This window comes from Ruegeria sp. AN6 (assembly GCF_056540425.1).
This window is the reverse complement of the sequence record NZ_JBQFWR010000002.1, coordinates 181,533-204,857: the sequence shown is the minus strand read 5'-3', so window position 1 is coordinate 204,857 and position 23,325 is coordinate 181,533. Positions and strand designations below refer to the sequence as shown.

18 protein-coding genes and 1 pseudogene are annotated in these 23,325 nt (G+C 53.4%); 9 read left to right on the top strand and 10 right to left on the bottom strand.

All coding sequences use genetic code 11. The annotated features are described in order from the left end of the window. Positions 1-133 precede the first annotated feature (133 nt). Positions 134-3,223, bottom strand: coding sequence for a hypothetical protein (locus tag ACR0MQ_RS05175; RefSeq protein ID WP_480606436.1), 3,090 nt, complete (start codon positions 3,221-3,223; stop codon positions 134-136). 343 nt (positions 3,224-3,566) lie between these two features. Here ACR0MQ_RS05175 and ACR0MQ_RS05170 point away from each other — a divergent pair. Further along, positions 3,567-4,186: pseudogene (locus tag ACR0MQ_RS05170) on the top strand (IS6 family transposase). Positions 4,187-4,295: 109 nt separating this feature from the next. Next, entirely contained in the window at positions 4,296-5,345 is a 1,050-nt protein-coding gene (locus tag ACR0MQ_RS05165) for a GFA family protein (RefSeq protein ID WP_480606433.1), read from the top strand. A 172-nt stretch (positions 5,346-5,517) separates the two neighbouring features. On the opposite strand, the gene ACR0MQ_RS05160 is transcribed toward ACR0MQ_RS05165, so the two are convergent. Continuing rightward, positions 5,518-6,381, bottom strand: coding sequence for an alpha/beta fold hydrolase (locus tag ACR0MQ_RS05160; RefSeq protein ID WP_480606430.1), 864 nt, complete (start codon positions 6,379-6,381; stop codon positions 5,518-5,520). Between the two features lie 208 nt (positions 6,382-6,589). On the opposite strand from ACR0MQ_RS05160, the gene ACR0MQ_RS05155 reads away from it, so the two are divergent. Then, entirely contained in the window at positions 6,590-7,237 is a 648-nt protein-coding gene (locus tag ACR0MQ_RS05155) for an alpha/beta fold hydrolase (RefSeq protein WP_480606427.1), read from the top strand. A 149-nt stretch (positions 7,238-7,386) separates the two neighbouring features. Here ACR0MQ_RS05155 and xylA read toward each other — a convergent pair whose 3' ends face one another. The 4 genes from xylA to xylF form a co-directional block, all read right to left on the bottom strand. Beyond that, positions 7,387-8,694, bottom strand: coding sequence for a xylose isomerase (gene xylA / locus ACR0MQ_RS05150; RefSeq protein WP_480606424.1), 1,308 nt, complete (start codon positions 8,692-8,694; stop codon positions 7,387-7,389). Between the two features lie 9 nt (positions 8,695-8,703). Next, positions 8,704-9,507 (bottom strand): ATP-binding cassette domain-containing protein, encoded by an 804-nt coding sequence (locus tag ACR0MQ_RS05145; RefSeq protein ID WP_010442372.1) that lies wholly within the window; start codon positions 9,505-9,507, stop codon positions 8,704-8,706. Beyond that, positions 9,507-10,805 (bottom strand): sugar ABC transporter permease, encoded by a 1,299-nt coding sequence (locus ACR0MQ_RS05140; protein WP_480606421.1) that lies wholly within the window; start codon positions 10,803-10,805, stop codon positions 9,507-9,509. The genes ACR0MQ_RS05145 and ACR0MQ_RS05140 overlap by 1 nt, the downstream gene beginning before the upstream one ends. A 63-nt stretch (positions 10,806-10,868) precedes the next feature. Continuing rightward, positions 10,869-11,888: a D-xylose ABC transporter substrate-binding protein gene (gene xylF / locus ACR0MQ_RS05135; protein ID WP_170472667.1), complete on the bottom strand. Its 1,020-nt coding sequence runs from the start codon at positions 11,886-11,888 to the stop codon at positions 10,869-10,871. Positions 11,889-12,039: 151 nt separating this feature from the next. Here xylF and ACR0MQ_RS05130 point away from each other — a divergent pair, with 151 nt between their 5' ends. Both ACR0MQ_RS05130 and ACR0MQ_RS05125 read left to right on the top strand, forming a co-directional pair. Next, positions 12,040-13,257, top strand: coding sequence for an ROK family transcriptional regulator (locus ACR0MQ_RS05130; protein ID WP_170472670.1), 1,218 nt, complete (start codon positions 12,040-12,042; stop codon positions 13,255-13,257). Beyond that, a complete protein-coding gene (locus tag ACR0MQ_RS05125; RefSeq protein WP_480606418.1) occupies positions 13,247-14,758 on the top strand; it encodes a CRTAC1 family protein in 1,512 nt (503 codons plus the stop codon). Before ACR0MQ_RS05130 ends, ACR0MQ_RS05125 begins: the two co-directional genes overlap by 11 nt. Here ACR0MQ_RS05125 and ACR0MQ_RS05120 read toward each other — a convergent pair whose 3' ends face one another. The 4 genes from ACR0MQ_RS05120 to ACR0MQ_RS05105 all read right to left on the bottom strand — a co-directional run bounded on the left by ACR0MQ_RS05120 (position 14,759) and on the right by ACR0MQ_RS05105 (position 19,473). Beyond that, entirely contained in the window at positions 14,759-16,060 is a 1,302-nt protein-coding gene (locus ACR0MQ_RS05120) for a cytochrome-c peroxidase (protein ID WP_480606415.1), read from the bottom strand. Between the two features lies 1 nt (position 16,061). Then, positions 16,062-17,009 carry an aldose epimerase family protein gene (locus tag ACR0MQ_RS05115; RefSeq protein ID WP_480606412.1) on the bottom strand — a complete coding sequence of 316 codons (948 nt, stop codon included), beginning with the start codon at positions 17,007-17,009 and terminating at the stop codon, positions 16,062-16,064. Further along, the gene (xylB, locus tag ACR0MQ_RS05110) at positions 17,006-18,463 is read right to left on the bottom strand and encodes a xylulokinase (RefSeq protein WP_170772429.1); all 1,458 of its coding nucleotides are present in this window, start codon (positions 18,461-18,463) and stop codon (positions 17,006-17,008) included. Before xylB ends, ACR0MQ_RS05115 begins: the two co-directional genes overlap by 4 nt. 230 nt (positions 18,464-18,693) lie before the next feature. Then, positions 18,694-19,473 (bottom strand): MOSC domain-containing protein, encoded by a 780-nt coding sequence (locus ACR0MQ_RS05105; RefSeq protein WP_480606409.1) that lies wholly within the window; start codon positions 19,471-19,473, stop codon positions 18,694-18,696. Positions 19,474-19,858: 385 nt separating this feature from the next. Here ACR0MQ_RS05105 and ACR0MQ_RS05100 point away from each other — a divergent pair, with 385 nt between their 5' ends. The 4 genes from ACR0MQ_RS05100 (at position 19,859) to ACR0MQ_RS05085 (ending at position 23,325) form a co-directional block, all read left to right on the top strand. Beyond that, a complete protein-coding gene (locus tag ACR0MQ_RS05100) occupies positions 19,859-21,178 on the top strand; it encodes an ABC transporter substrate-binding protein (RefSeq protein WP_029622076.1) in 1,320 nt (439 codons plus the stop codon). A 79-nt stretch (positions 21,179-21,257) separates the two neighbouring features. Further along, entirely contained in the window at positions 21,258-22,205 is a 948-nt protein-coding gene (locus tag ACR0MQ_RS05095) for a carbohydrate ABC transporter permease (protein WP_010442362.1), read from the top strand. Further along, positions 22,202-23,140, top strand: a complete 939-nt coding sequence (locus ACR0MQ_RS05090) for a carbohydrate ABC transporter permease (RefSeq protein ID WP_010442361.1) — start codon at positions 22,202-22,204, stop codon at positions 23,138-23,140. The genes ACR0MQ_RS05095 and ACR0MQ_RS05090 overlap by 4 nt, the downstream gene beginning before the upstream one ends. Further along, entirely contained in the window at positions 23,137-23,325 is a 189-nt protein-coding gene (locus ACR0MQ_RS05085; protein WP_170772431.1) for a hypothetical protein, read from the top strand. Before ACR0MQ_RS05090 ends, ACR0MQ_RS05085 begins: the two co-directional genes overlap by 4 nt.

The following is a 23,325-nucleotide window of genomic DNA, read 5'->3' as shown; positions in this document are numbered from 1 at the left end:
TACCGTTCGCTATGGGTGCGAAAGATACCCCCGCGGACGAGACTTATTCCTTGAATGCAATGGAGTTGTGCTACCAAAAATTCGTGGCCGCGCAGCCCGGGCCAATACAGGCCCGGGCTACCCGCGGCGCTCCCTAGCTGGCCAGGCCGCAGGAAGAGGAGTCGCTGTTGTTGGTGGTGTCAATCTCCACCACGCCATCGACCGGATTGGCATTGACGGTAATCTTGAAGGGGATCTGCTCGCCACCTTTGACGTCGTCAGGGAAGACGAGCGACAGGGTGGTCTCATCCCCGTTTGGCCCCAACGCCGGCGTTGGCAAGTCTACCACCACGCCGCTCTGGAAGAAATCGACCCGTGTGGTCGATGGTCCCGCGGCCCCTGCACCAATGTTACGCACGATGATCCTCAACTTGCGTGGTTCCTCACAATACCAAGCCGGGAAGGGTGGCGGACCGGGCGGGAAGGGCTGTACCGGGATCAAATCCGGCTTCTCTTCGGTATCCGGAGGCGGAGGTGGAGGAGGTGGTGGTGGCGTCTTTTTGATCAGCCGAGGCACGACCGGTTCGACATCGATTGTTTCCACTTCGCCTTCACCATGGGCTGCGGTGTAGACCGCGACAACGTCCAGCGGTGTTTCGCTGTCGATAAAGACGAACCCCTTCAGGAAACAGCACTCGGCCACACGCAGATGTCGCGCCACGTCTTCACAATCGATCTCCATCGATTCCCAAGGTCCGAGTTTGTTTTTTGTCCTGGCTGAGACATTGCCCGGTTTCTCGTTTGGCAAGGCAGAGGATACCCGTTTGCGGAAACGCACCGGTTCTCCGCTGCCGTTGCCGATGTTAATTGCTGTGTGATAGCGGCCAGTGGATAAAATGCGGCCTTTGGAACAGCCGCAGACGAACTTGACAGCGTAACGATAGGTCATCTTCGGTTCTTCCTCCTCGCAGCAAGGGGTGTCATCTTCGGCGCGGTTTACCTCCAATCGGCGGAGGGCGACGTTGTTGTCACCAAGCGCCAGCCGGTCGACAGGTAGACTGCCTGCAATCGTCTCGACATTGCTGCGATCGTCCGGCGTATCCGCGCTGGCAAGGACGTATTCCTCGCATATGTCCTCGGGGCACCACGGGATGGGGCCGACGATCACTTCGTCGCCACAATGCACGGACTGGCCGATGGGCTCTCCTACAATAAGCGGTTCCCAGTCGTCCGGCCATGTGGCACCCTTACCTTCGGTCGCGCGGGCCATTGATAACGTCACTGATTGGGCTGGGTAGTTGCCGCGATTGCCGATCCGGACATACAGATAGTTCTCGACGCAGCGGCGCGGCGTTTCATGGTCGGTGCCCCCGTCGGGACGATGCCGGTTCCATATGCCGGGGGCGACATTGCCTGACTGTTGCCAGGGGTATTCACCCTGCCGTCCGTCATCAATGAAGACGTCCACATCGGGCGGTGCTCCGTTGTAGAGGGCTTGCTTCTCAAAGCCCCAGCGCACCACTTTGTGTGCCCAGCCTCCGGCTGCACCGTCGAATAGAGCAGTGTTCTGGTCAGATTCCTGCAAGGCCCGGGAAAAACCTTCGACTGTGTTGGGCACGATCCCGGCCAAAAGCGGTACCGCCTGCAGGATCAGATAGATCGTGTAGCGGCTGGCATGTAGTCTGTCGTCCAGATCGGTAGAGTCACCGCCCAAAGATCGATAGATCCGGCCCAGCGTTGTGGCGTTGATCTCGGTTGACAGATATCCGCCCACGTCCATCGTGCCACCCCAGCCCCAGCCCGAGGCAACCGACCGATCCCAACGCCGGGTGATCAGATTGCTGAAGGGGAAGGTGCGGAAACGATCCGGCGCGATGCCCTGCGGATCGTAGAGAATTGCCGCCAGCGCATCACCAAAGCCATGACAAAAGCCGAAATTGGGCCAATTGAGATGATCCCACAGCACCGCGTGCCCGAACTCATGCGCCGAAACGCGCGAGTCTGTAGCCATGCCGACCGTGGACCCATTGGCCGCCAGTGCATAGCGAAATCGTAGAACACCGTCGCCTATGGCATTGCCGGGTGCCTGGGCGTTCACCGGCCCTGCAGCGGGATTGAACCAACGGTGATCCACATCCACTGGAAAGGTTACCCCGTCGAAATAGCTGGGCAGATCGAAGCCCAGCGACTGCACGAAGCGATACAGGAAGTCATGGTTGTAATAAGCACAGACCGCCGCGAAATTGTCGCTGTCGGCGGGATAGTCAAAGACCGATGCGGCACCGGCATTTTCAGTCGGTGGGGCGATGTTCGGCGTGTCGAGGTCGCGTACCGCCACCAGCTCGCCGCTCAGCTCTACCGGTGCGCCACCACCCGGTAATATCAACCGTTCCAGTGCCACTAGTTCGCGTTGCGCGTCCAAAAGCGCGACCGGCGCCGTCGGATCAAGCTCGGAATCTCCTGAAAGCGAGATCGGGTCGTCAGTAAAGACATAGCCCGAGACACAGCCCACCAAGGGCCGGATATAGAGCACCGCGTTGGTCTCCCAGTCGACTAGCGCCCGCCAGTTCAGCTCTCCGTAGTCGGGAATTTTGCAGCCAAAATGCACAAGGCTCGCGAAACGCCATTCGCCGTCCTTAAGGCCCTTTGGTACACGGCCGATATCCGGCAGCGGGGTCAACTCGGCTCCTTCGATCTCACCTGGTTCTTTGTGCGGCAGACGATGTTTCGCGTCGTAGCGATAAACAAAGTCCTGGATGTCATTGACTTTAAATTTTGTGAATTTGGCCCCTTTCACCGCTTCGCGCAGAACTGTGCCAGCTTGTTTGTCGCGGCTGGCCGGCGGTGTGGGGGGATTGCCGAGTTCGATATCCGCAGCAACGCTTGAGGACGAACCGGTGACCACATTGTCTGGACCAGCCATGCGCAGCGTCAGGCCACGCTCCCAGACCGGTATGCCGTGAAGGGTCTGGCGAAATGTGAAGATCAGAAAGGACTGTACCGCCTTGGCTTCTTCCAGCCGCAGCTTACTGCCCTCCTCGCGATCATACTTGCCCGAAACACTCTCACCGAGCCGATCAAGAAAATCAGGCGTTATCCGGTATAGGCCCGCCACTTCGGCGACATAGGCCTGGGCCACATCCAGCGCACTGGTTCCTTTTGTACGCCCCTCAAGAGGGTCGCCATGATGCTGAAGTCCAATGATTGCGCCGTCTGGCGCGCGTTCAAATACTGTTTCCGGCATGTCTGCCTCCGTTCAAAAGCATCCTGAAACGCTGGCCCAGAGGCCCCGGATCGCCCGGCCGAACGGCTAAAGAACTTATTGCAAAAATAATAACGAAACGCGATGGCCGGAGAAACCTAGCGGCGATCTTGCCAACAAGGCAACAGTAACATTTACTGCCGATTCCCGCAAAGTCAGCCGTCTGCGTCAGTAGGCGCGGCCACTCTTGAGTTGCAATCTCCTACCGCTCGTGCATCTCGGTCAACGCATGTCGGATGTGTCGCAATCTCTGAGGTCTAGTTGACGAGCCTGTGTGATCTGACGATTGTTTCCGCCGAATAGATTTCGAACAGGTTACTTGAGCATGATCTCATTGAAGGGCTGTCATTTCCCCAAGGATGCTGTTTTGTACGCGGTGTGCGAGTTGACCATGCCACATTGAATAGGTGGGTTGTGAAATACTCGCCGATCGTCGTAGCTCGTGCGCAGTCAAAGAAGCGTCCAACACTGAGTTCGTAGCGCATGGACGAGACCTATATTCGTGTTCGCGGCAAATGGATGTACCTCTATCGGGCCGTCGACAAAGCTGGAAACACCCTCGATTTCATGCTTTCTGACCGCAGGAACCGTCCAGCAGCAGCAAGGTTCTTTGCCAAAGCTCTGTCTTCAATTGGAATCCCGGGCAAGATCGTCATCGACAAAAGCGGCGCCAACGCGGTGGGCAATCGAGAGGTGAACAGGATTCTGAAGCGGTTCGGCTGCCTAGCCAAAATCGAAACCGTCAGGTCCAAGTATTTAAACAACCTGATCGAACAGGATCATCGGTTTATCAAGCGTCGTGTACGGCGCATGTGCGGGTTCAAATCGTTCAGATCCGCCTCGGCTACACTGGACGGCATCGAAGTCGCCAACATGATCCGGAAGCGGCAATTCTCTAGCAATACGACGTCTGGCTTCAAGTTATTCGCCGAGATCGCAGGATAGGTGTATCCAGAAAGTCGCTGACTTTGGCCGTTCCAAATATTTGCGACCCATCCTTTTATGCTAAAGTAAGCAGGCACCAATTGGAGATTATTAGCTCGGAGCAACGGAGATGGAACGCAAATTAGCGGCCATTCTGGCCACCGATATAGTCGGTTTCGCAGGATTGGTATCACGCGATGAAAGCGGAACATTAGCTAAGTTGGTTCGACTAGAACGTGAAATCATCGGCATGCAGGTGGAAGCAAACCGGGGTCGTGTTTTTAAGTCTACTGGCGATGGGTTTTTGGCTGAGTTCTCGAGTGTCTTTGAAGCGGTCAATTATGCAATCAACATTCAAAGAGCGTGTGCGCGCGAAGCACGCCAATCTAACAGTGACGACCCACTCATTTTACGAGTCGGAGTTTCGCTCGGTGATGTCGTTGTACACGGCGACGATATTCTCGGAGACGGCGTAAATACTGCCGCACGGCTTGAGGCAATAGCGGAACCAGGTGGAATCGCGGTTTCAGGAGAAGTAATGGCGCAAATAGCGGGCAAGATAGATCTTCCGCTGGCGGATTGCGGTCACAAAAGACTCAAGAGCACTGATACTCCAATACATGTCTACATGACCGTTTCAGAACCCGGAGAGGAAGGGGGTTTTCTGGATTTTGATGAAGATGAATTGGCCAAAACCTTAGTGACAGGTGGCTGCATCTGTGGGTTGGTCCGGTATGAAATAAACGCACCCGCCATAAGCACAGGGTATTGCCATTGTAGTTGTTGCAGAAAATTTTCTGGTTCAGCAGTTAATGCATGGGCGGCGTTTCCTGCTTCTGCTGTTCGATTTCTCACCGAGGAACCTCGATACTTCGCAACTACGCCGATAGCAAATCGTGGCTTTTGTGCCAGATGCGGGGCAAGCCTAACTTATAAGCTCGTGAAGCCACGAGAAACGGCCTATCTGGTCCTGCATACTTCGAGCCTCGACCAACCAGAAAACTTTGCTCCTTCAGTCCACTCCGGAATAGAAAGCAAAATGCCTTGGTTTGATATTTTGGATGATTTGCCGCGGACAAGATCTTCAGACTCCAGAGTTTTGCAAGAAGCATGGTCAAGTGTCGGTCTACCAGACCCTGAAACTTGGGGACCTTTGGCTAAGCCGCCTGTAGTGTTTTAGTGATCGAGCGATTTCTGCTTTATCCGCAAAGAGAACATTCCTAGCGTTTGAGAAAATGACAACATCGAGCCCAATGCGGGCGCCCATAAGACGTTAGCGAGGCTGCACAGCGACCGACCGCTCGGAGTCCAGATCGGTCGGTCGTTTTTTCTAGATTTCCAGTGTCCCCGGCTCATGATCTACTGATCGGCTTGATGTCCATTGAAGCCATGTCGCGGCGGTCAACAGTTCTAATATGCGACAGCACCTCCATCTCGAAACTTTCCTTGAAGGTAAAGGGCCCCAAATGGCCGGCACCTTTCAGAACCTTTAGCTCAACAAGCTTGCCTTGGGATGCCAGAAGCTCTGCGATGCGCTTTGTGTGCACATGCGTCTGCGATCCGCGAATGATCGTAGAGGGAACTCCCTCAGAAAGAATGTATTCTGGGTCAGGTTCTTTCAGAAGCGCATCGAAATCGCTTGGGGCTTTGTGAACCCAATCAATCATAGCGCACCTGCGTTCACGGCTCAGGGCTTGCCAAGAGCCAAGTCCTCCCCAAAAATCAGTAAAAACCTGAGCGCTGAACTCTTCGCATCCCTCTTCTATTCCCGTTCGTATTGCGTTTGTGAGGCTTGCAATCTCGGAATACAATGAACCGTCAGCCGCGTTTCCGGCTTTCAGTAGGCTGAACAAAGTTGGTTCATAGAGACAAAGTGATCGAACAAGGTCGGGTCGAGCTCTGGCGATATGCAAAGCCAGCGCTCCTCCATAGGAGTGTCCAATCAAGTGAGCGGGTCTGCCAAGCTTCTCTATCTCAGTGATAATCGAAGCAGCTTCGTTTTCCAATGTGAACGACCCGTCCGGGATTTTATGACCTCTAGACAGGGTTCCTATTAGGTCGGGTGCTATTGTTTTGGTTTCTTCGCTCATCCGAGCAAACAGATTGCGCCACTGGCTTCCGTCAGCGCCAGAACAATGTAGCCCTACGCAGGGAGCGGGCGATATTTGGGACCAGCACGGCGAAGCGTGTAGTGATGCGTCAAATTGCTTATTCATGTGATGACCTCCAATCTGAGTTTCACAATGGTGTCACTCATCTGGCCTTCAACCTATTGGACACATGTCCCGGCTAGACTCAAACCGACGGGAAACTGATGGGACATTTGCCCCAAATTGACTAAAAAAAGACATGCGAACCGTTAGATACACTTCTTCAAGCGATGGCACGTCGCTGGCGTGGAGCAAATCCGGAAACGGCCTACCAATGGTAAAGGCGGCTAACTGGCTCACACATCTCAGTTATGATCTAGACAGTCCAATTTGGTCTCACTGGATCGAGTTGCTAGAAAGTCAATTCACCCTTGTTCGATATGATGAGCGAGGCTGCGGATTATCTGACAAACGAGTTGAGAAGCTGGGTATTGATTACTGGGTTGATGATCTCGAAGCTGTAATCGACGCCGCTGAAATAGATGAACCATTTTATCTTCTGGGTATTTCTCAGGGCGCTGCGACTTCTATCGCGTATTCGCTGAGGTATCCCGGCAGAGTCGCCGGGATGATACTCGTTGGAGGCTATGCAAGGGGCAGCAACCACCGCGGATCGGTTGCCGCCAAAAACTACAAGACTGTTATCGATGTATTTCGCCTGGGTTGGGAGAATGACAACCCAGCGTTTCAAGATGTATTTACATCAAGATTTCTTCCTGGTGCGCCGCCCGAACAACGCTCTTGGTTTACAGAACTTTGCCAAAAGACCGTTTTGCCTGAGACAGGGGCCGACCTGCTTATGGCGCGCTACCGCAACCACCGTGTGGAACGTCACCGATATTTGACTCAATCGACGGCCAAAACCTCATTAAATTGGTCAATCACGTCATTCATTTCTGACCCAAACGTCGAGCATTTGTGACCCCAAAAGAATTGGGGCCGTTTGACCAGATCAAGGAAAGGTCTTTTCTTTATGGACGGGTTTTGAACAAAACCTCCCTTAGTGTCCTCAGCACCAAGGGCGGCTTGGCGTGACTTTTGACAATAGTGGAAAACACCCAAGTTTGGCAGTTAGACAAATCTGTTCACATAATTCTCTAATATTTCTTGGCGTCCAGATTGCGGCTCTGGGTTTATTCCTTCATTTAAAACACGCGCGGAAATTTCATCCAGGCTACTGCTTAACATGGACTCCGCATTGGGAGACTTCCAACCGGAATACCGTTGCGAAAGCACGTTTTCCAAGCCTCCATCTTCAATCATTGCAGCCGCTGCTTTCAAACCGCGTGCGCATATGTCCATTCCGCCGATATGAGCCGCCACCAGATCGACAGCGTCAATCGATTGCCGGCGAATTTTGGCGTCGAAATTTGTGCCGCCGGTGGTAAAACCACCAGCCTTCAGGATGTAATAGTAAGCTAGGGCAACTTCCGGTGTGTTGTTCGGGAACTGGTCTGTATCCCATCCAGATTGGTAATCGTTGCGGTTCATATCAATCGAACCCAGCATCCCCTCAGCAGCCGCAACCGCAATTTCATGCTCAAAGCTATGCCCGGCAAGGATCGCGTGGCCCTGCTCGAGATTCAGCTTCACTTCGTTCTCCAAACCGTACTTCCTGAGAAATCCGATGCAAGTAGCTGCATCATAGTCGTACTGATGCTTGGAAGGCTCCTGAGGTTTCGGCTCCACCAGAATGGTGCCTTTGAACCCGATCTTGTGTTTGTACTCTACGACCATGTTCAGAAAACGGCCCATGTGGTCCAATTCAGTTTTCAGGTCCGTGTTCAGAAGAGTTTCGTAGCCCTCACGACCGCCCCACAGAACATAGTTTTCACCGCCTAATTTGTGAGTTGCATCCATGCAGGATTTCACTGTCGCTGCAGCGAACGCAAAAACGTCGGGATCAGGATTGGTACTGGCGCCAGACATCCAGCGACGATGACTGAACATATTGGCCGTACCCCAAAGCAGTTTGGTGCCAGAAACTTGCATCTTTTCACCGATATAGTCGGTGATTTCTTCCAATGTGCGCAGGTTATCGGCGAAATTTCCCTGTTCGGGCCGGATATCAGCGTCGTGCCAGCAAAAGAATGGCTGCCCCAAAAGCTCAAACAATTCGAATGCAATATCTGCCTTCTGGCGGGCCCGGCCCATATCGTCCTGAGGATACCATGGGCGTTCGAACGTAGGTCCACCAAAGGGGTCTCCGCCCTCCCACGCGAATGAATGCCACCAGGCCACAGCAAACCGCAGATGGTCCTCCATGCGCTTTCCTATGACAATCTCGTCCGGATTATAATGGTGGAATGCCAGCGGGTTGTCGCTGTCCGCGCCTTCAAACCTGATCTTTTCGATCCCTTCAAAAAATCCACTTGGCATTTCTGCCCCCTACTCTGCTTTTTGTGCTGGCTGTTTGCCGAGAATGATCATCGACAAAAGATCGTCGTCAGTGACGTCTGCGATATCGACCGTCCCGACCAATTTCCCGTTCTTCATGACCGAGGCGCGGTCACACAGCTCCATAACGGCATGCACATCGTGATCGATCAGAAATATCCCGATGCCTTGTGCCTTTAGTTGGTGAATCAGATCCGCCACCATCTGCGTTTCATGTGGCCCAAGTGCCGCTGTCGGCTCGTCCATGATCAGAATACGTGCGTTGAAGTAGACAGCCCGAGCGATCGCCACTGATTGCCTTTGCCCACCCGACAAGGCGGAGACCGGATCATTGAACTTCTGAAAGTTCGGGTTGAGCTGCGCCATTATCTTTCGGCATTCGGCCTCCATGGCTGCGTCGTTGACCAACCCGAACGGCGTCGTCATCTCGCGCCCCAGGAAAAGGTTCGAAGTCGCGTCCAAATTGTCGGCCAATGCGAGCGTCTGATAGATCGTTTCGATGTTATTCGCCCGCGCATCACGGGGATTGTCAATCTCGACCGACTTGCCATCAATCAGAATCTCACCGTGGTCCATCTGATAGGCGCCGGACAATACCTTGATCAACGTGGACTTTCCGGCCCCGTTATGGCCTAGCAAACCGACGACTTCACCCGGATAGAGATCGACTGAAACATGGTCGACGGCCTTGATCCCACCGAAGGAAATCGAGATATCGCGCATCTCGACCAATGGCGGTGCGCCTGAACCACGCCCAGTGCCGGAAAGTCTTTTCTGAGTATCCTGAGCTTGCATCACTTGGCCCCCAGTCGCTTGCGGTAAACGATGTCGATATAGACGGCCAACACGAGGACGCTGCCGACGACGATGTTCTGAAACGGTGCGTCCACGCCAACCATTGCCATGCCCGATTGCAGCGCCTGCATGATCAATGCGCCAAGGATCGCGCCGTATATGGTGCCGATGCCGCCAGACAATGCGGTTCCTCCGATCACTGCAGCGGCGATGACGCGCAACTCGTCCAGTGTGCCAATGTCGTTTGAGTGATTTGCAAGGCGCGCCGAGGCGACCACAGCAGAAACGGCGCACAGGAAGCCCATAAGCGCAAAAATCTTCACGGTCAGCAGCCGTGTATTGATTCCAGAAAGCTCTGCCGCATCCGGGTTTCCGCCAGTGGCAAAGATGTACCGACCAAACCGGGTTTTTCGTGCCACGATCGTCAGGGTAACCGCGACTATGATTAGGATGAGTACAGAAATCGGTATGCCGTATCCTACAACCAGCCCTTCTGGCATTGTCTCGCCGCGCGCTTCGAACATGCGTTGCAGCCGGCGCGTCGGAATGGCGTAACTGTTTACGATGTAAACGTACCCAAGGATGGCAATTGCGATTATCCCGGCCAGAGTGGCCTCGGCCCAAACAGGTTTCACAGGGAAGCCATGTGCCGCTTTTGCGCGTCGGCCACTCCACAAAGCCCAGATGGCAACCGCAGTAGCGAAAAGCCCAAACAGCCAGCTTGTCGTCGTTCCCAACGTACCGTTGGTCCCGCCAAACATCAGGAATGTACTATCCAGAGGACCAATCGTCTGGCCGCTGGTCAAATACCACGCCACGTTTCGCCAAACCAGAAATCCACCAAGCGTGACAATGAAGGCCGGTATCGTCAGGTAGCCAACCATCCAGCCATGAAACGCACCAATCAGCGTGCCGACAAACAGCCCAACGACAATTGTGATCGCCCAGGTTGCTGGGTTGTTCAAACCCATCCCAAGTACCTGCGGCAAAAGCTCGGTTTGCGTCATCGCCATTACGGCCGAAGTTGTTGCCAGCAGTGCACCAACCGACAGGTCGATGTGCCGCGTGACGATTATAAATACCATCCCGCACGCCATAATGGCGACCGAAACCGTCTGGATGGACAGGTTGAACAGGTTACGAGGCGTCAGGAAGCGCCCATCTGTGAAGATGTTGAACCCGATGCACAGGATGACAAACGCGCCGATCATTCCCAAAAGCCGCATATCCAGTTCCAGTTGCTGGAACAGGCTGGGTTTCGCTTTTTCAGGTACCGGCTGAGACGAAGTTTCGGTCATTTCCGATCTTTCATATTCAGCATTTGCCCCAGGCCCGGACTAAAGGGCCCAGGGCTGAGTGGTTTAGTTACAAGGCGCAGGTCCGTTTTCAACGCCCTGGCACAGATCTTCCAATGGGATCCACCCAGCGTCCACGACAACGGACAGGTTGTCCTTGGTGATCGGAACAGGCGCTAGGAAAACCGAGTTCATCTCGGTACCACCTGGTGAAGTCCAACTAACTGCGCCCTCGACATCAGCAGGACTTGTGCCGCCGCTGAGCGCAACCGCGATTTCGCCCGCCGCCTTACCAAGCTCACGCGCATCTTTCCAAACAGAAACGGTCTGAGTCCCCAGCGCAACGCGGTTCAAAGCTGCGTGATCGCCATCCTGACCGGATACCGGAATCCCTTCCATACCCTGAGCAGTGAGGGCCGCAACTACCCCGCCTGCAGTACCGTCATTTGATGCAACAACCGCATCCACGTTGTTCTCATTCGCGGTCAGGATCTGTTCCATGTTTCGCTGCGCGTTCGCCGGCAACCAGCCATCCGTATAGGCCTCACCAACGATTACGATGTCACCGCTATCAACGGCTGCGCCGATGATCTCTTGCTGACCACCCCGCAGGAAGTCCGCATTTGGATCCGTGGGAGAGCCTTTGATCATGACATAATTGCCCTTCGGCATGGCCTCAAATACAGCGCGGGCCTGCATTCTGCCGACTTCGACATTGTCGAAGGTCAGATAAAATGCTCGGTCGTCTTCGATCAGACGGTCATAGGCAATCACAGGGATACCTTCGTCCGCCGCAGCCTGAACCGCTGGCCCGATGGCCTGCGCGTCCTGTGCCAGAATGATCAGCGCGTCCACGCCCTGCGCGATCAGGCTTTCAATGTCCGAGAGCTGCTTTGCCGACGATGATTGGGCATCCGCCGAAATATACTCCGCACCCCCGGCTTCAAGCGCTGACTTGATGGCCGCCTCGTCCGTTTTCCAGCGCTCTTCCTGAAAGTTCGACCAGCTTACGCCAATCACTGGCTCTGCGAATGCGGTCGAAGCCAACAAAGTGGCCACAGCCGAAAAGCTGAGAATTCTCTTCATGATTTCCTCCCATTTGCCGAGCCATCGCATTTCGATTCGCGGCTCTCACAAACTTAAATACCATATTTATTTCAGCCGGTAAAATATTTACTCTACAAGAGGCATTCAAATTCAAATAGATTGGACCAACAGCAAGATTCGCGAGGACAAAATGCTGAAAAGCAAAGCCTCTCCGGTTTCTTTGGAACAAAGAAATACGACCCGCATACGGGTATTGGAGCACATCAGAGCCAAGGGGTCCGTCTCGCGGATCGATATTGCATCCGCCTTGCAAACCAGCCCTGCGACCGTCACCGCAGCCACGGCTGATCTCATCTCGGCCGGGTTGGTCAAAGAGACTGAAAGCCAAGCACAGTCCAAGTCGGGAAAGAGAGGCAGACCCAGAGTATTGCTGCAATTGGACGGCCAGATGCACCTTGTGGCCGGTCTAAAGGTGGCTCGGCAAGTGATCTCAGTTATCTTGGTCGACTTTGAAGGTAACGAAGTCGCATCCCATAAGCATGCTCTGGATCACGCCAGAATGTCGCCGCAAGAATTTGTATCGGCGATCCGCGAAGCACTTGAAGAAACCTGCAGTCAGATCGACCGTTCCGTCGCACATTTGGCAGGTGTTTCTATCGGGGTGGCCGGACTGGTCGACGCAAACAGGAATTTTGTCCACTGGTCTTCTTCATTTACCGAGAGAAATATTGACTTCAGCCACTTGCTTTCAAGTAAACTCCCCTGCCCCGCATTCGTTGACAACGATGCCAATCTTGTCGCCAAGGCCGAACAGCTTTTTGGCTTGGGCAAGGGTTTAGAGAACTTCCTCGTCGTTACGATCGAACACGGTGTTGGCCTTGGCATCGTATTGGACGGCAAACTATACCGTGGAGAACGAGGCTGTGGCGCTGAGTTTGGGCACACCAAAGTTCAGCTTGACGGGGCCCTTTGCCAATGCGGTCAACGCGGGTGTCTTGAAGCCTATGTGGGTGACTATGCCCTGCTCCGTGAGATGACAGTCACCGGTCATACCAACGACATGGACTCCGTTTCCGAAATACATGACCGCGCCAACTCAGGTGATGACAGAGCTTCGTCGGTGCTTGCCCGCGCAGGTCAGATGTTTGGCCTCGGAATTTCCAACCTGATCAACTTGTTTGACCCAGAATGCATTATCGTCTCGGGGGCACAAATGAGCTTTGAACATTTGTGTTCCAGCGAAGTTATGACCCGCATTCGGAACGGCGTTGTGAATGTCGATGCACCTTTGCCCCAGATCAAAGTTCATCACTGGGGCGACATGATGTGGGCCAAAGGGGCAGCAGCCTATGGAATTGAGCAAGTCTCGATTCTAAAGGTCAACGAGCTGACGTCGAATGCGCCTTGAGTTTGCGATAATTGCGGCTTTGGCCACAGTTGCGAATGCGGGCGCTGATACTCCTGAATTTAAAAAGGTGGATGTGCCAAAACACGTCTATGATGGCGGGTGGGAGCATTTTGTCGGCGGTGGTGTGGCCGTTTTCGATTGCAATGGGGACTCGCTGCCAGAACTCTTTTTGGCTGGCGGTTCCAACCGGTCTCAACTGTTCATCAATACCTCGAAGGAACAGATAGCATTTCAGGCAAAGACGCCTGAAGATCTTTCGCTGGCCGGTGTGTCCGGCACCTACCCTCTTGATGTTGATAGCGACGGCGTAATGGATCTGGCGATTTTGCGTGTTGGCCCAGACCTGCTTCTTCGGGGCCATCACGACTGCCAATTCAGCCCTTTCACTGAACTCGGGTTTCAGTCCGAGGATCACTGGACCACAGGGTTCTCGGCAACATGGGAAAGCGGGCAAACGTTACCGACCTTGGCGTTTGGCACTTATGTTGATCGGTTTGATCCCGAAGGTCCTTTTGAATCCTGCGGACCAACCCTTCTGTACCGCCCAGAAGGCAACTTGTATCACGAGCCACTGCATCTTGAGCCCGGCTACTGCTCACTTTCTATTTTGTTTTCGGACTGGGCCCGAACTGGCCGCGCTGATCTTCGCGTCAGCAACGACCGTCACTACTATGTTCGCGGCGGTCACGAGCAGTTATGGGCAATGGAGCCTGAGCCTCGGCAATACTCGGAAGACGACGGCTGGCTTCCATTTTCGATCTGGGGAATGGGGATCGCCTCTCGCGACCTTACAGGAGACGGTTTTCCTGAGGTTTATCTGACCTCGATGGGTGACCAGAAACTCCAGATTTTTGACCCAGTGACAAACGGCCCGACCTGGCGCGATGCAACTTACGAAAAGGGTACGACCGCTCATAGGCCGCATAACGGTGGAGACGGAAGGCCATCCACCGGGTGGCACGCACAGTTTGGCGACGTCAACAACGACGGCCGGGACGATATATTCGTGGCCAAGGGAAACGTAGAACAGATGCCAGATGCGGCTCTGAACGACCCCAATAACCTACTACTACAGAACCCCGACGGTCAGTTTATTGAAGCTGCAGCAGATGCCGGTGCTGCCTCGATGGCTAAGTCTCGTGGCGCAGCGCTTGCCGACCTGAACAACGATGGGAAGCTGGATCTGGTGGTCGTCAACCGAGGTTCTGAGCTCGAAGTCAGCCAGAACACTTCTCAGGGTGGCAACTGGCTATTGCTGGATGTCACTCAGGATCAATCCAATCACGCAGCAATTGGTGGATTTATTGAAGTCAAAACCTCGCTGGGTGTTCAAACCCGCGAGCTAACAATCGGCGGCGGTCACGCTGGTGGTATCGCTGGGTTTCAGCATTTTGGGCTTGGGAGTGAGGACCAGGTGCAGGTTCGTATGATCTGGCCGGATGGATCGAAAGGCGATTGGTTGGAATATCAGCCCAACCAAATCATACGTCTTCACCGCTGATTACTTTTCAACCGGTAGCCCGCTTGGAACCTGATCGGGCACACCTAGCCGCTCTGTCGGGTCTTCAAGGCTGGCCAGAAATCTGAGAAGAGCGTCGATTTCCTGATCCGTTAGGTTAACATTCGACAAGCTGTTGCTTTGGGCAATCGCCTCCACGTGCTGATAGTCCGACATTGCCCTTTGATCTTTGGAGCCCGGGAAGTCCGGCAATGCGGCCAACTCGATCGAGTAGTTTTTTAACGACGAAACCGCGTTCAGATGATGCCGCACGATGTCCTCAAGTTCGGCAAATGCTCCGTTGTGTCCGTACGGACCTGTCAGTGTCACGTTGCGTAAAGATGGCGTGCGGAAAGCAAACGCGTCGCCGGGATCACCGGTTACACGAAGACGCCCGACGTCCCTGACATGGTTTTCAAATCGCGCCGCCTTTCCCGGGCCGATCTGCGGCATTGCAATCGAATGAAACTTGTGATCGGTCTGGAACCAGCCCGAGTGGCAGTTGCTGCAACCAGCTTTTCCATAAAACAAGCCCATCCCAATCTCGGCTTCTTCTGAAAGCACGGCCTCACCTCGCATTGCGCGATCAAACATGCTGTCATCTGCACGCCACTCGAATGCGATAAAGTCCGCAATCACATTGGCAATTGCCGTGAACGTAATTCCATCATCCGGTGCTAAGTCCTCAAACCTCTGCTCGTACTCTGGAATGGCAGCAACACGTTCTGCTATCAGATCCCATGCACCGCCTTGCTGTGTCAGAAATCCAAGGCGAACCGCTTTGCTCACGTCATTCTCAGAATAGTGACCCGCCATTTCGTCTGGCGACAAAACAGGGAACATGGCCTGTGCGGCGAGCGCTGAATTGAAACCAGACCGCATATGAGTACCCAACGGGGTTCTGATACCATCAGGTTGCGCTGGGTCTGCCTCTAGTCGCCCATCGTGGAAAAACGTCGTGAACTCAGTGGCTCCTAGGTTCCAAAGCCCTGGTGAGTTTCGAGGAATACGTTGTTCCGGGGTATTCTCTGGGTCCAATGTCCGCTCTGGACCCAACCCAATTCCCCCTTCCCCAATACCAAGGGAAACACCATCGGACGTGCCAAGCTTGGGGTGATGACAGGTCGCGCAGCTGATATTCTTGTTGCCAGATAAAATCGGGTCATAGAACAGCAAACGCCCCAGCTCGGCACTTGCAAAGTCGGGTTCGAGGAACTCCGGCAAAGGACCAAGCGATTGGGCACGCGCACCACCCACCGCTGAGATTGTTGAGCCGATAATCAAGAATAGCGAAACTGCTCTCATGTCATTCCTCAGAAACTTCTAGAGTAAGTTCCTGCCGATACGGATTCTCCGGAGTATAGATGATTGAAGGAAACGACGAGATATTCAGTGCGTTGGGATAACCCGATGGCTCGATACACACACCACGCGAAGCGCGACGCGGTTTTGTCAGCTCATAGCCCGAATAGACCTGTGCTCCGGCTTGGTCTGAGTAGAAGGTCAACGCAAGGCCAGAGGGTGAAGTGATTTCCGCCACCGGGGTTTTAGGGTCGCGATCATGATCAAAGCAGAAATAGCGATCGATCCCTTCAGAAACACTGCCAATCGTATTGGGCGTTGAAAAATCCAACCCGGTTTCGTTGGTCGCAAGCAACCTGCCCGTCGGGATACCCTGATCGTCGATTTCCAGATACCGGTTTGAAGCGAGTTTCAGCTTATGCTCGTCTACGGTTTCTGCGGCACCCAAAGTGTAATAGTTATGCTGCGTAATGCTTATCGGCGTCGGCCGGTCAGGCTGTGCAATTATTGAATAGACCAAGCGTGGACCCTTTAGGCAGATCCTGACCTCGAAGCTGATCTCCCCTGGAAAGCCGGCCTCCCCGTCGCGAGAAACATAGTTCAGAAAGACTTCATTCTGTACAAACTGTTTGATGTCCCAAAACTGCTTAGACAGCCCATCGTCGCCGCCATGTAGGGTGTTTTTGCCCTCATTGGCGTTCAGTTCAAAACTAGCGCCCTCCAAGTCAAACTTCGCGCCGCTGATACGGTTGGCAACACGCCCAACAATTGCGCCCAGGTAACGCGTATCGGTGAGATACGCAGTTGGATCGTCAAACCCAAGGATGAGCGGCACGTCCTTGTACCACCAGCCCTGCGTGATAGCCCCATAGTTCAGAACCGAAACACGCATATTCCCATCGGTGAGAATAGCAGTTTCAATCTGATGGGGCTTACCCGTTTCTAGCTTCATCTTAATGCCAGCGGCGCAAGCGCCTGATAGAATTGCCTATATCTCCGGTATTCGTTTTCGTAGGCGTCAATCAGGTCGCCTCGTGGTTCAATTCGCTCCTGAATTTCCGGCGGCGTCATGACTTGCGCCGGTTCAGCGCCGTTGGCAGCACATATCGCGAGTCGCGCAGCGCCCAAAGCGGCACCGAATTCGCTGCCTTTTGGCAATTCCAGTGGAACTTGCAAAACAGTAGCTAAGGTTTCCAGCCAGAACCGAGAACGCGCCCCCCCTCCAACTGCCATAAGACTGTCAGGCTGGGTTCCGGTGCTCTTCAGTGCTTCCAGGCAATCTCTCATTCCAAAAGAAACACCCTCCATCACAGACTGGGTCAACTCAGCGGGCTCCGACGAGATGTCCACGCCCAAAAACGCGCCTCGAATATGGCTATTGTTATGCGGCGTTCGTTCTCCTGACAGATATGGCAGGAAGGTGATCGCTGCAGGTCCGTTCAGTTTTTCAGGCATAGCTGAAGCGAGTCTTTCCACGGGTTCGCCAAGATTGCGAGCAAGCCAGTTCATGCTGTTCGTTGCTGAAAGCATGACACCCATTTGTATCCACCGATCCGGGACTGCGTGGCAAAAACAGTGCACGGCTGTTTCCGGATCAGGAGCATAGGTTTCCCGAGCAACGAGTAACACACCAGACGTACCAAGAGAGACAAACCCGGTGCCTTCGTCGATGCTCCCTATACCGCAGGCAGCGGCAGCATTGTCGCCGGCACCACCAGCCACGACAACCTGATTCGAAAGCCCCCAATCCTGTCTCAAACGGAGCTTCAACTCTCCACCCGGATCACTGCCCTCAACCAAGCTAGGCATCTGCTCGACACGCATGTGACCTATGGCTAGTGCCTTTTCTGACCATTGCCGAGTGTCAACGTCCAGCCAGGATGTTCCTGCGCTGTCAGACATGTCCGAAACATATTCGCCAGTCAGCCAAAACCGCAAATAATCTTTCGGCAGCAATACCTTGCCCACCTTTGAGAATACTTCCGGCTCATTCGCACGCAACCATTCGAGTTTCGGCGCCGTAAACCCCGGGAATACGATGTTTCCCGAAATTGCGCGCATCTCTGGTGTTTGATCTAGTGTCCGCGCTTCGTCGGCTGACCGAGTATCGTTCCAAAGAATACAGGGCCTCAATATTTCGCCATCAGGATCCAGTAGTGTAGCGCCGTGCATGTGTCCGCTTAGGCCAATAGCTCGCAAATTTGAGAATGCTTGCTGGTTGCCGACGCGAAGCTTCCCAACAACCTCTTCGCAAGCGTTGGTCCAATCCAAAGGATCCTGCTCAGACCAGCCAGGCTTGGGCGTCGAAGTGGAAATGCTGACTTCGGCATCACCGACAACGTGTCCTGTGTCATCTACTAGAATCCCGCGGAGACCTGACGTTCCCAAATCTAAGCCCAGATACATTGAGGACCACCTGCATAAATATTTTAATGAATAAAATTATTTGAAACAGGAATCTTGTCAAGGCTCCATCAAAGGAGTTCCCTCAAATCATATCTTGATCAGAAAGCACGAACGCGACGTCCTTCGATACACCCAATAGCCAAAAGAAAGACAGAGCAAGAGTTGAGTATAGTCGACTGATCGAACATGGCTCAAACCTCTTAGAAAAGCCACTTTGGCGGCGGCAAGGTCTAGGCGAGTATTTCCCCAGTTTGACCGACCGTTAGCGTTCCACCATTAACCACTTCGACATAGACGCCCATATCCATATGGCCCATCAATTGCCGAATAAGGTACGGTATTTTCAAGTCGCGCTCGGCCGTTTTCGGGTTCACTTCAGTTGCTGCACACCTTTTTGTACGTGAGAGTATCTTCAACTCGACATCGCCAAATCTTAAAACTGATCCAACTGCATCCAGCTCAGCAAACGAAGGTAATCCGTCTATCTCAATATTCGCTCGGAAGCGCGCCGGGTGGATTTCTGCGTTCAGTTGTTCGCCCAACTTTTTCACAGAGGCCAGATTCAAAACGGATATCGCGTTCATCATTTGCGGTGATACGACAGATACATCTGTAAACCTATGTGGAGTAGAAGAGACAAACTTTGGCAGCTCTGGATCTTTTAATTCGATCTCTGAAGAAAGAAACTCTGCCGCCTTCTCACGATCTTCAGACTCTCGCATATCAAAGCGTCGTATCTTTCCATTCGCATTGATCTCAAGTGCCTGGGACTCAATCTCAAAATCGGTCTGAATGCCTGCCAGCGCAGCCTCGTTCAACAAAACGACAAAACGATCTTTCGGCAGTGGCCTCGGGTTCTGCATGTCGAAACCGGAGTTGTAGCGAGCAAATCCGAACAGGCGATCGCCAGGAATGCCATCTCCTGCTCGCAGCGTCACAGTGCGCATAGGCTCGGAACTCAAGCCTTTTATAGGGTAGCGGTTCAATCGGACGATGGAGAGATTGCTCATACGTCTGCACCTGAAAAAAAGAGTTAAGCACGGTCCCGAATTGTCCGCGCTGTTTGACGCTATCTCGAATTCTCAAAGGTATCGACCAAATGATATTTGAGCGCTTCAGAAGCGGGTTAGCTGAACCTGTTGGCTACATGACGGCTGCGCCCTTTTAAGTCGATATGACCATTCGATACCTCACTGCCGAAAATACATTCGTCTCAAAGTCAATGAATAATTTCTTTATGATTCAATAACTAAGAGAAAAAACTGGCTATCTCTTCCGACTTCTTGAGGTACGAACCTCAAAAATATCTGGACTTGAGGTGCGTACCTCAAATAGCCTTGGATGTATGCCGCGATTCGCACATCCTCGATTGACGGCGCAAAAAGGGAGGAATGGATGACTTACACAAAACTGGCCTCGACCAGCGCAATAGTCCTTGCCGCTACTACTCTTTCTACCAAGGCAAATGCTGAAGATCTGACGCTCTGTTGGGCTGCATGGGACCCGGCCAACGCGCTTGTTGAGCTATCAAAAGAATTTGAAGCAGAATCCGGCCACACCATGAACTTCGAATTTGTTCCTTGGCCAAATTTTGCGGACCGGATGCTGAACGAGCTGAATTCTGGGGGTAAGCTCTGCGACCTACTGATCGGTGACAGCCAATGGATTGGCGGTGGCGCTGAGAATGGTCATTATGTCCAGCTGAACGAGTTCTTTGATGCTGAAGGCATCAGCATGGACGATTTCGCGCCGGCCACTGTTTACGCTTACTCGACCTGGCCTAAGGGCACACCAAATTACTACGCGCTGCCTGCGATGGGCGATGCAAACGGCTGGTTCTATCGCAAGGACTGGTTCGAAAACCCCGAAATCCAAGCCGCATACAAAGAAGCAACTGGTCAGGACCTTCGTGAACCTCAGTCTCAGAAAGAATTGCTGCAGATTGCGCAGTTCTTCCAAGGTCGTGAAATCGACGGCAAGACAGTCTATGGCGCCGCAATTTTTACCGAGCGCGGCTCAGAAGGGATCACCATGGGTGTGACCGGAGCGCTGTATCCTTGGGGCTTCAAATACGAAAACACACCGGGCTCATATGACATGGAAGGCGCGGTAAACTCTCCCGAAGCGGTTGAGGCACTGGAATTCTACAAGGAGTTCTACAAAACGGCGACGCCTCCGGGATATACCAACTCTTACATGGGTGAGAGCTTGGACGCCTTTAAGTCCGGTCAGGTCGCCATGGCTATGAACTGGTTTGCGTTCTTCCCAGGTCTTTATGCCGACCCCAATACTGGCGGTGACAAGATCGACTTCTTCGTGAACCCACCACAAAATCAGGCAGGTTCGACACTGGGCGGACAAGGTATTTCTGTCGTCAGCTACTCTGACAAACAGGATGCCGCACTTGAGTACATTAAGTGGTTTGCACAGCCGGAAGTTCAGGCCAAATGGTGGGAGCTCGGCGGCTACTCGGCGCATAACTCCGTGCTGGAAGATCCTGGTTTCGTAGACAGCCAACCGTTTGCCGGCGACTTCCTGGAAGCAATGGGCGGTGTACAGGATTTCTGGCAAGAGCCTGCCTATGCGGAACTGCTGCTGGCAATGCAGAAACGCATCCACGACTACGTGGTTGCCGACCAAGGTACAGCTCAAGAAGCGCTTGATCTTTTAATCGAAGATTGGACGGAAGTCTTCGAAGACGAAGGAAAGCTGTAGTCCGGACGCAGACAGGAGCGGGTGCAAACCCGCTCCACCTTCACCCGTGAGTGCTAAACCAACAAGAACTGGCAAAGAGATGTCTGACAGGACAATAGATCGCGTTGCACAGGCAACGCCCGAGCGAGTTGCGCGAAAAATCCGAGGATTATCTGACCGCGCGATCGCCTGGATATTCATCTCCCCAACGATCTTTCTTTTGCTGGCGATCAACATCTTTCCGTTGATCTGGACCATCCAATTGAGCTTTACCAACTACAAGGCCAACCGGATCGGGCGTGAAGTCAAAGATGTCGGCCTCAGGAATTACGAGCGTATCCTGACGGACTCGGACACCTGGCTAAATATGCAGGCGACGGCGCATTTCCTGTTCTGGACGATCTTTTTCCAGGTCCTGATCGGGTTTACTCTGGCGTGGTTGATCAACAAGAAATTCAAGGGCAACGATCTTTGGACCACGATTATCGTGCTGCCAATGATGCTGTCCCCGGCGGTTGTCGGGAACTTTTGGAAGTTCCTGTATCAACCTCAAATCGGACTGTTTAACTATATCGTGTCCTGGTTTACCGGCAAGGACCCGTCGAGCTTTGAAATGCTGGGATCCGTGACGTTGGCTCCGTGGGCGATCGTGATTGTCGACACCTGGATGTGGACCCCCTTCGTGATGCTGATCTGTCTGGCCGGTCTGCGCAGCATTCCCGATTACATCTACGAGGCGGCTGAAATCGACAGGGCCAGCAAGCTGCGACAGTTCTTTACGATTACCATCCCGATGGTGCTACCATTCCTGATGCTTGCCGTGCTGTTTCGAGGCATAGAGAACTTCAAGATGTTCGACCTGGTTGTTCAGCTAACCGGCGGAGGCCCCGGTTCTGTAACGGAACTCACTTCGATCAACCTGAAACGCGAAGCCTTTGAGAAATGGCGTACGGGCTATGCGTCAGCCTATGCGATCATCCTTTTCGTCACCGTGTTCGGCCTCGCGTCGATCTACGTCAAAGCCCTGAACAAGGTGAAACAGAGATGAGCAGTTTTTCCGTCACCGAACCTTCGAACCGGTCCAAGTGGATCGCAGGCTTCCTGGTAATTACTTATGCGCTGATCACGATGATCCCGCTGGTTTGGATTTTGCTAACTGGCTTCAAGTCCCCGGCCGATGCGATCAGTTACCCGCCCAAAGTGGTCTTTGACCCCACGCTTGAAGGCTACGTCAATCTCTTCACCACACGAACACGGCAAACGCAGGAATTTCTGGAAGCAAACCCACCGCAGAACTGGGCCGATGAGATCGTGCGCCAATACGACATGGTGATTGTCGGGCCATCCAAGTTCGGGGAACGCTTTATGAATTCGGTTATCATCGGATTTGGCTCAACGTTCTTGAGTATCTTCCTTGGCACGCTGGCCGCCTATGCCTTCAGCAGGTTTAAAGTACCGCTTAAGGACGACCTTCTTTTTTTCATCCTCAGTACAAGGATGATGCCCCCGGTCGCCGTCGCCATCCCAATATTCCTGATGTTCAGAAACCTTGGTCTCAGCGACACGCATTTGGGAATGATCCTGCTGTATACGGGCGTGAATATTTCCTTGGCGGTTTGGTTGCTGAAGGGTTTCATCGACGAAATCCCAAGAGAGTACGAAGAGGCCGCCCTCATAGATGGCTACACGAGATTTCAGGCCTTCTACAAAGTGGTGCTGCCGCAAGCCGCAACCGGCATAGCCTCAACAGCTATCTTTTGCCTGATCTTCGCTTGGAATGAGTACGCGTTTGCCGTGCTGCTGACATCCGCGAATGCGCAGACTGCGCCACCGTTCATCCCGACCATTATTGGTATTGGCGGCCTGGACTGGCCTGCTGTGGCGGCAGGTGCCACGATCTTCCTGATCCCCGTCATGATTTTCACCATCCTGATGCGCAAACATTTGCTGCGTGGGATCACATTCGGAGCCGTGCGCAAATGAGCGATTTTCTAATCGGATTGATGCGGCTCCGCCGCGGCCCGTGGGAGATGGTCGCAACCATCCTTATCGCACTGGGAGTCTTCATGCTGATGCAGCCCTTTGTCCTTTGGGCCTTCACCTATTCCTTCATCGTCACGCTGATCGGAACCGTCATGTTCATCATCGTCAGCCATTTCCCGGAGTAG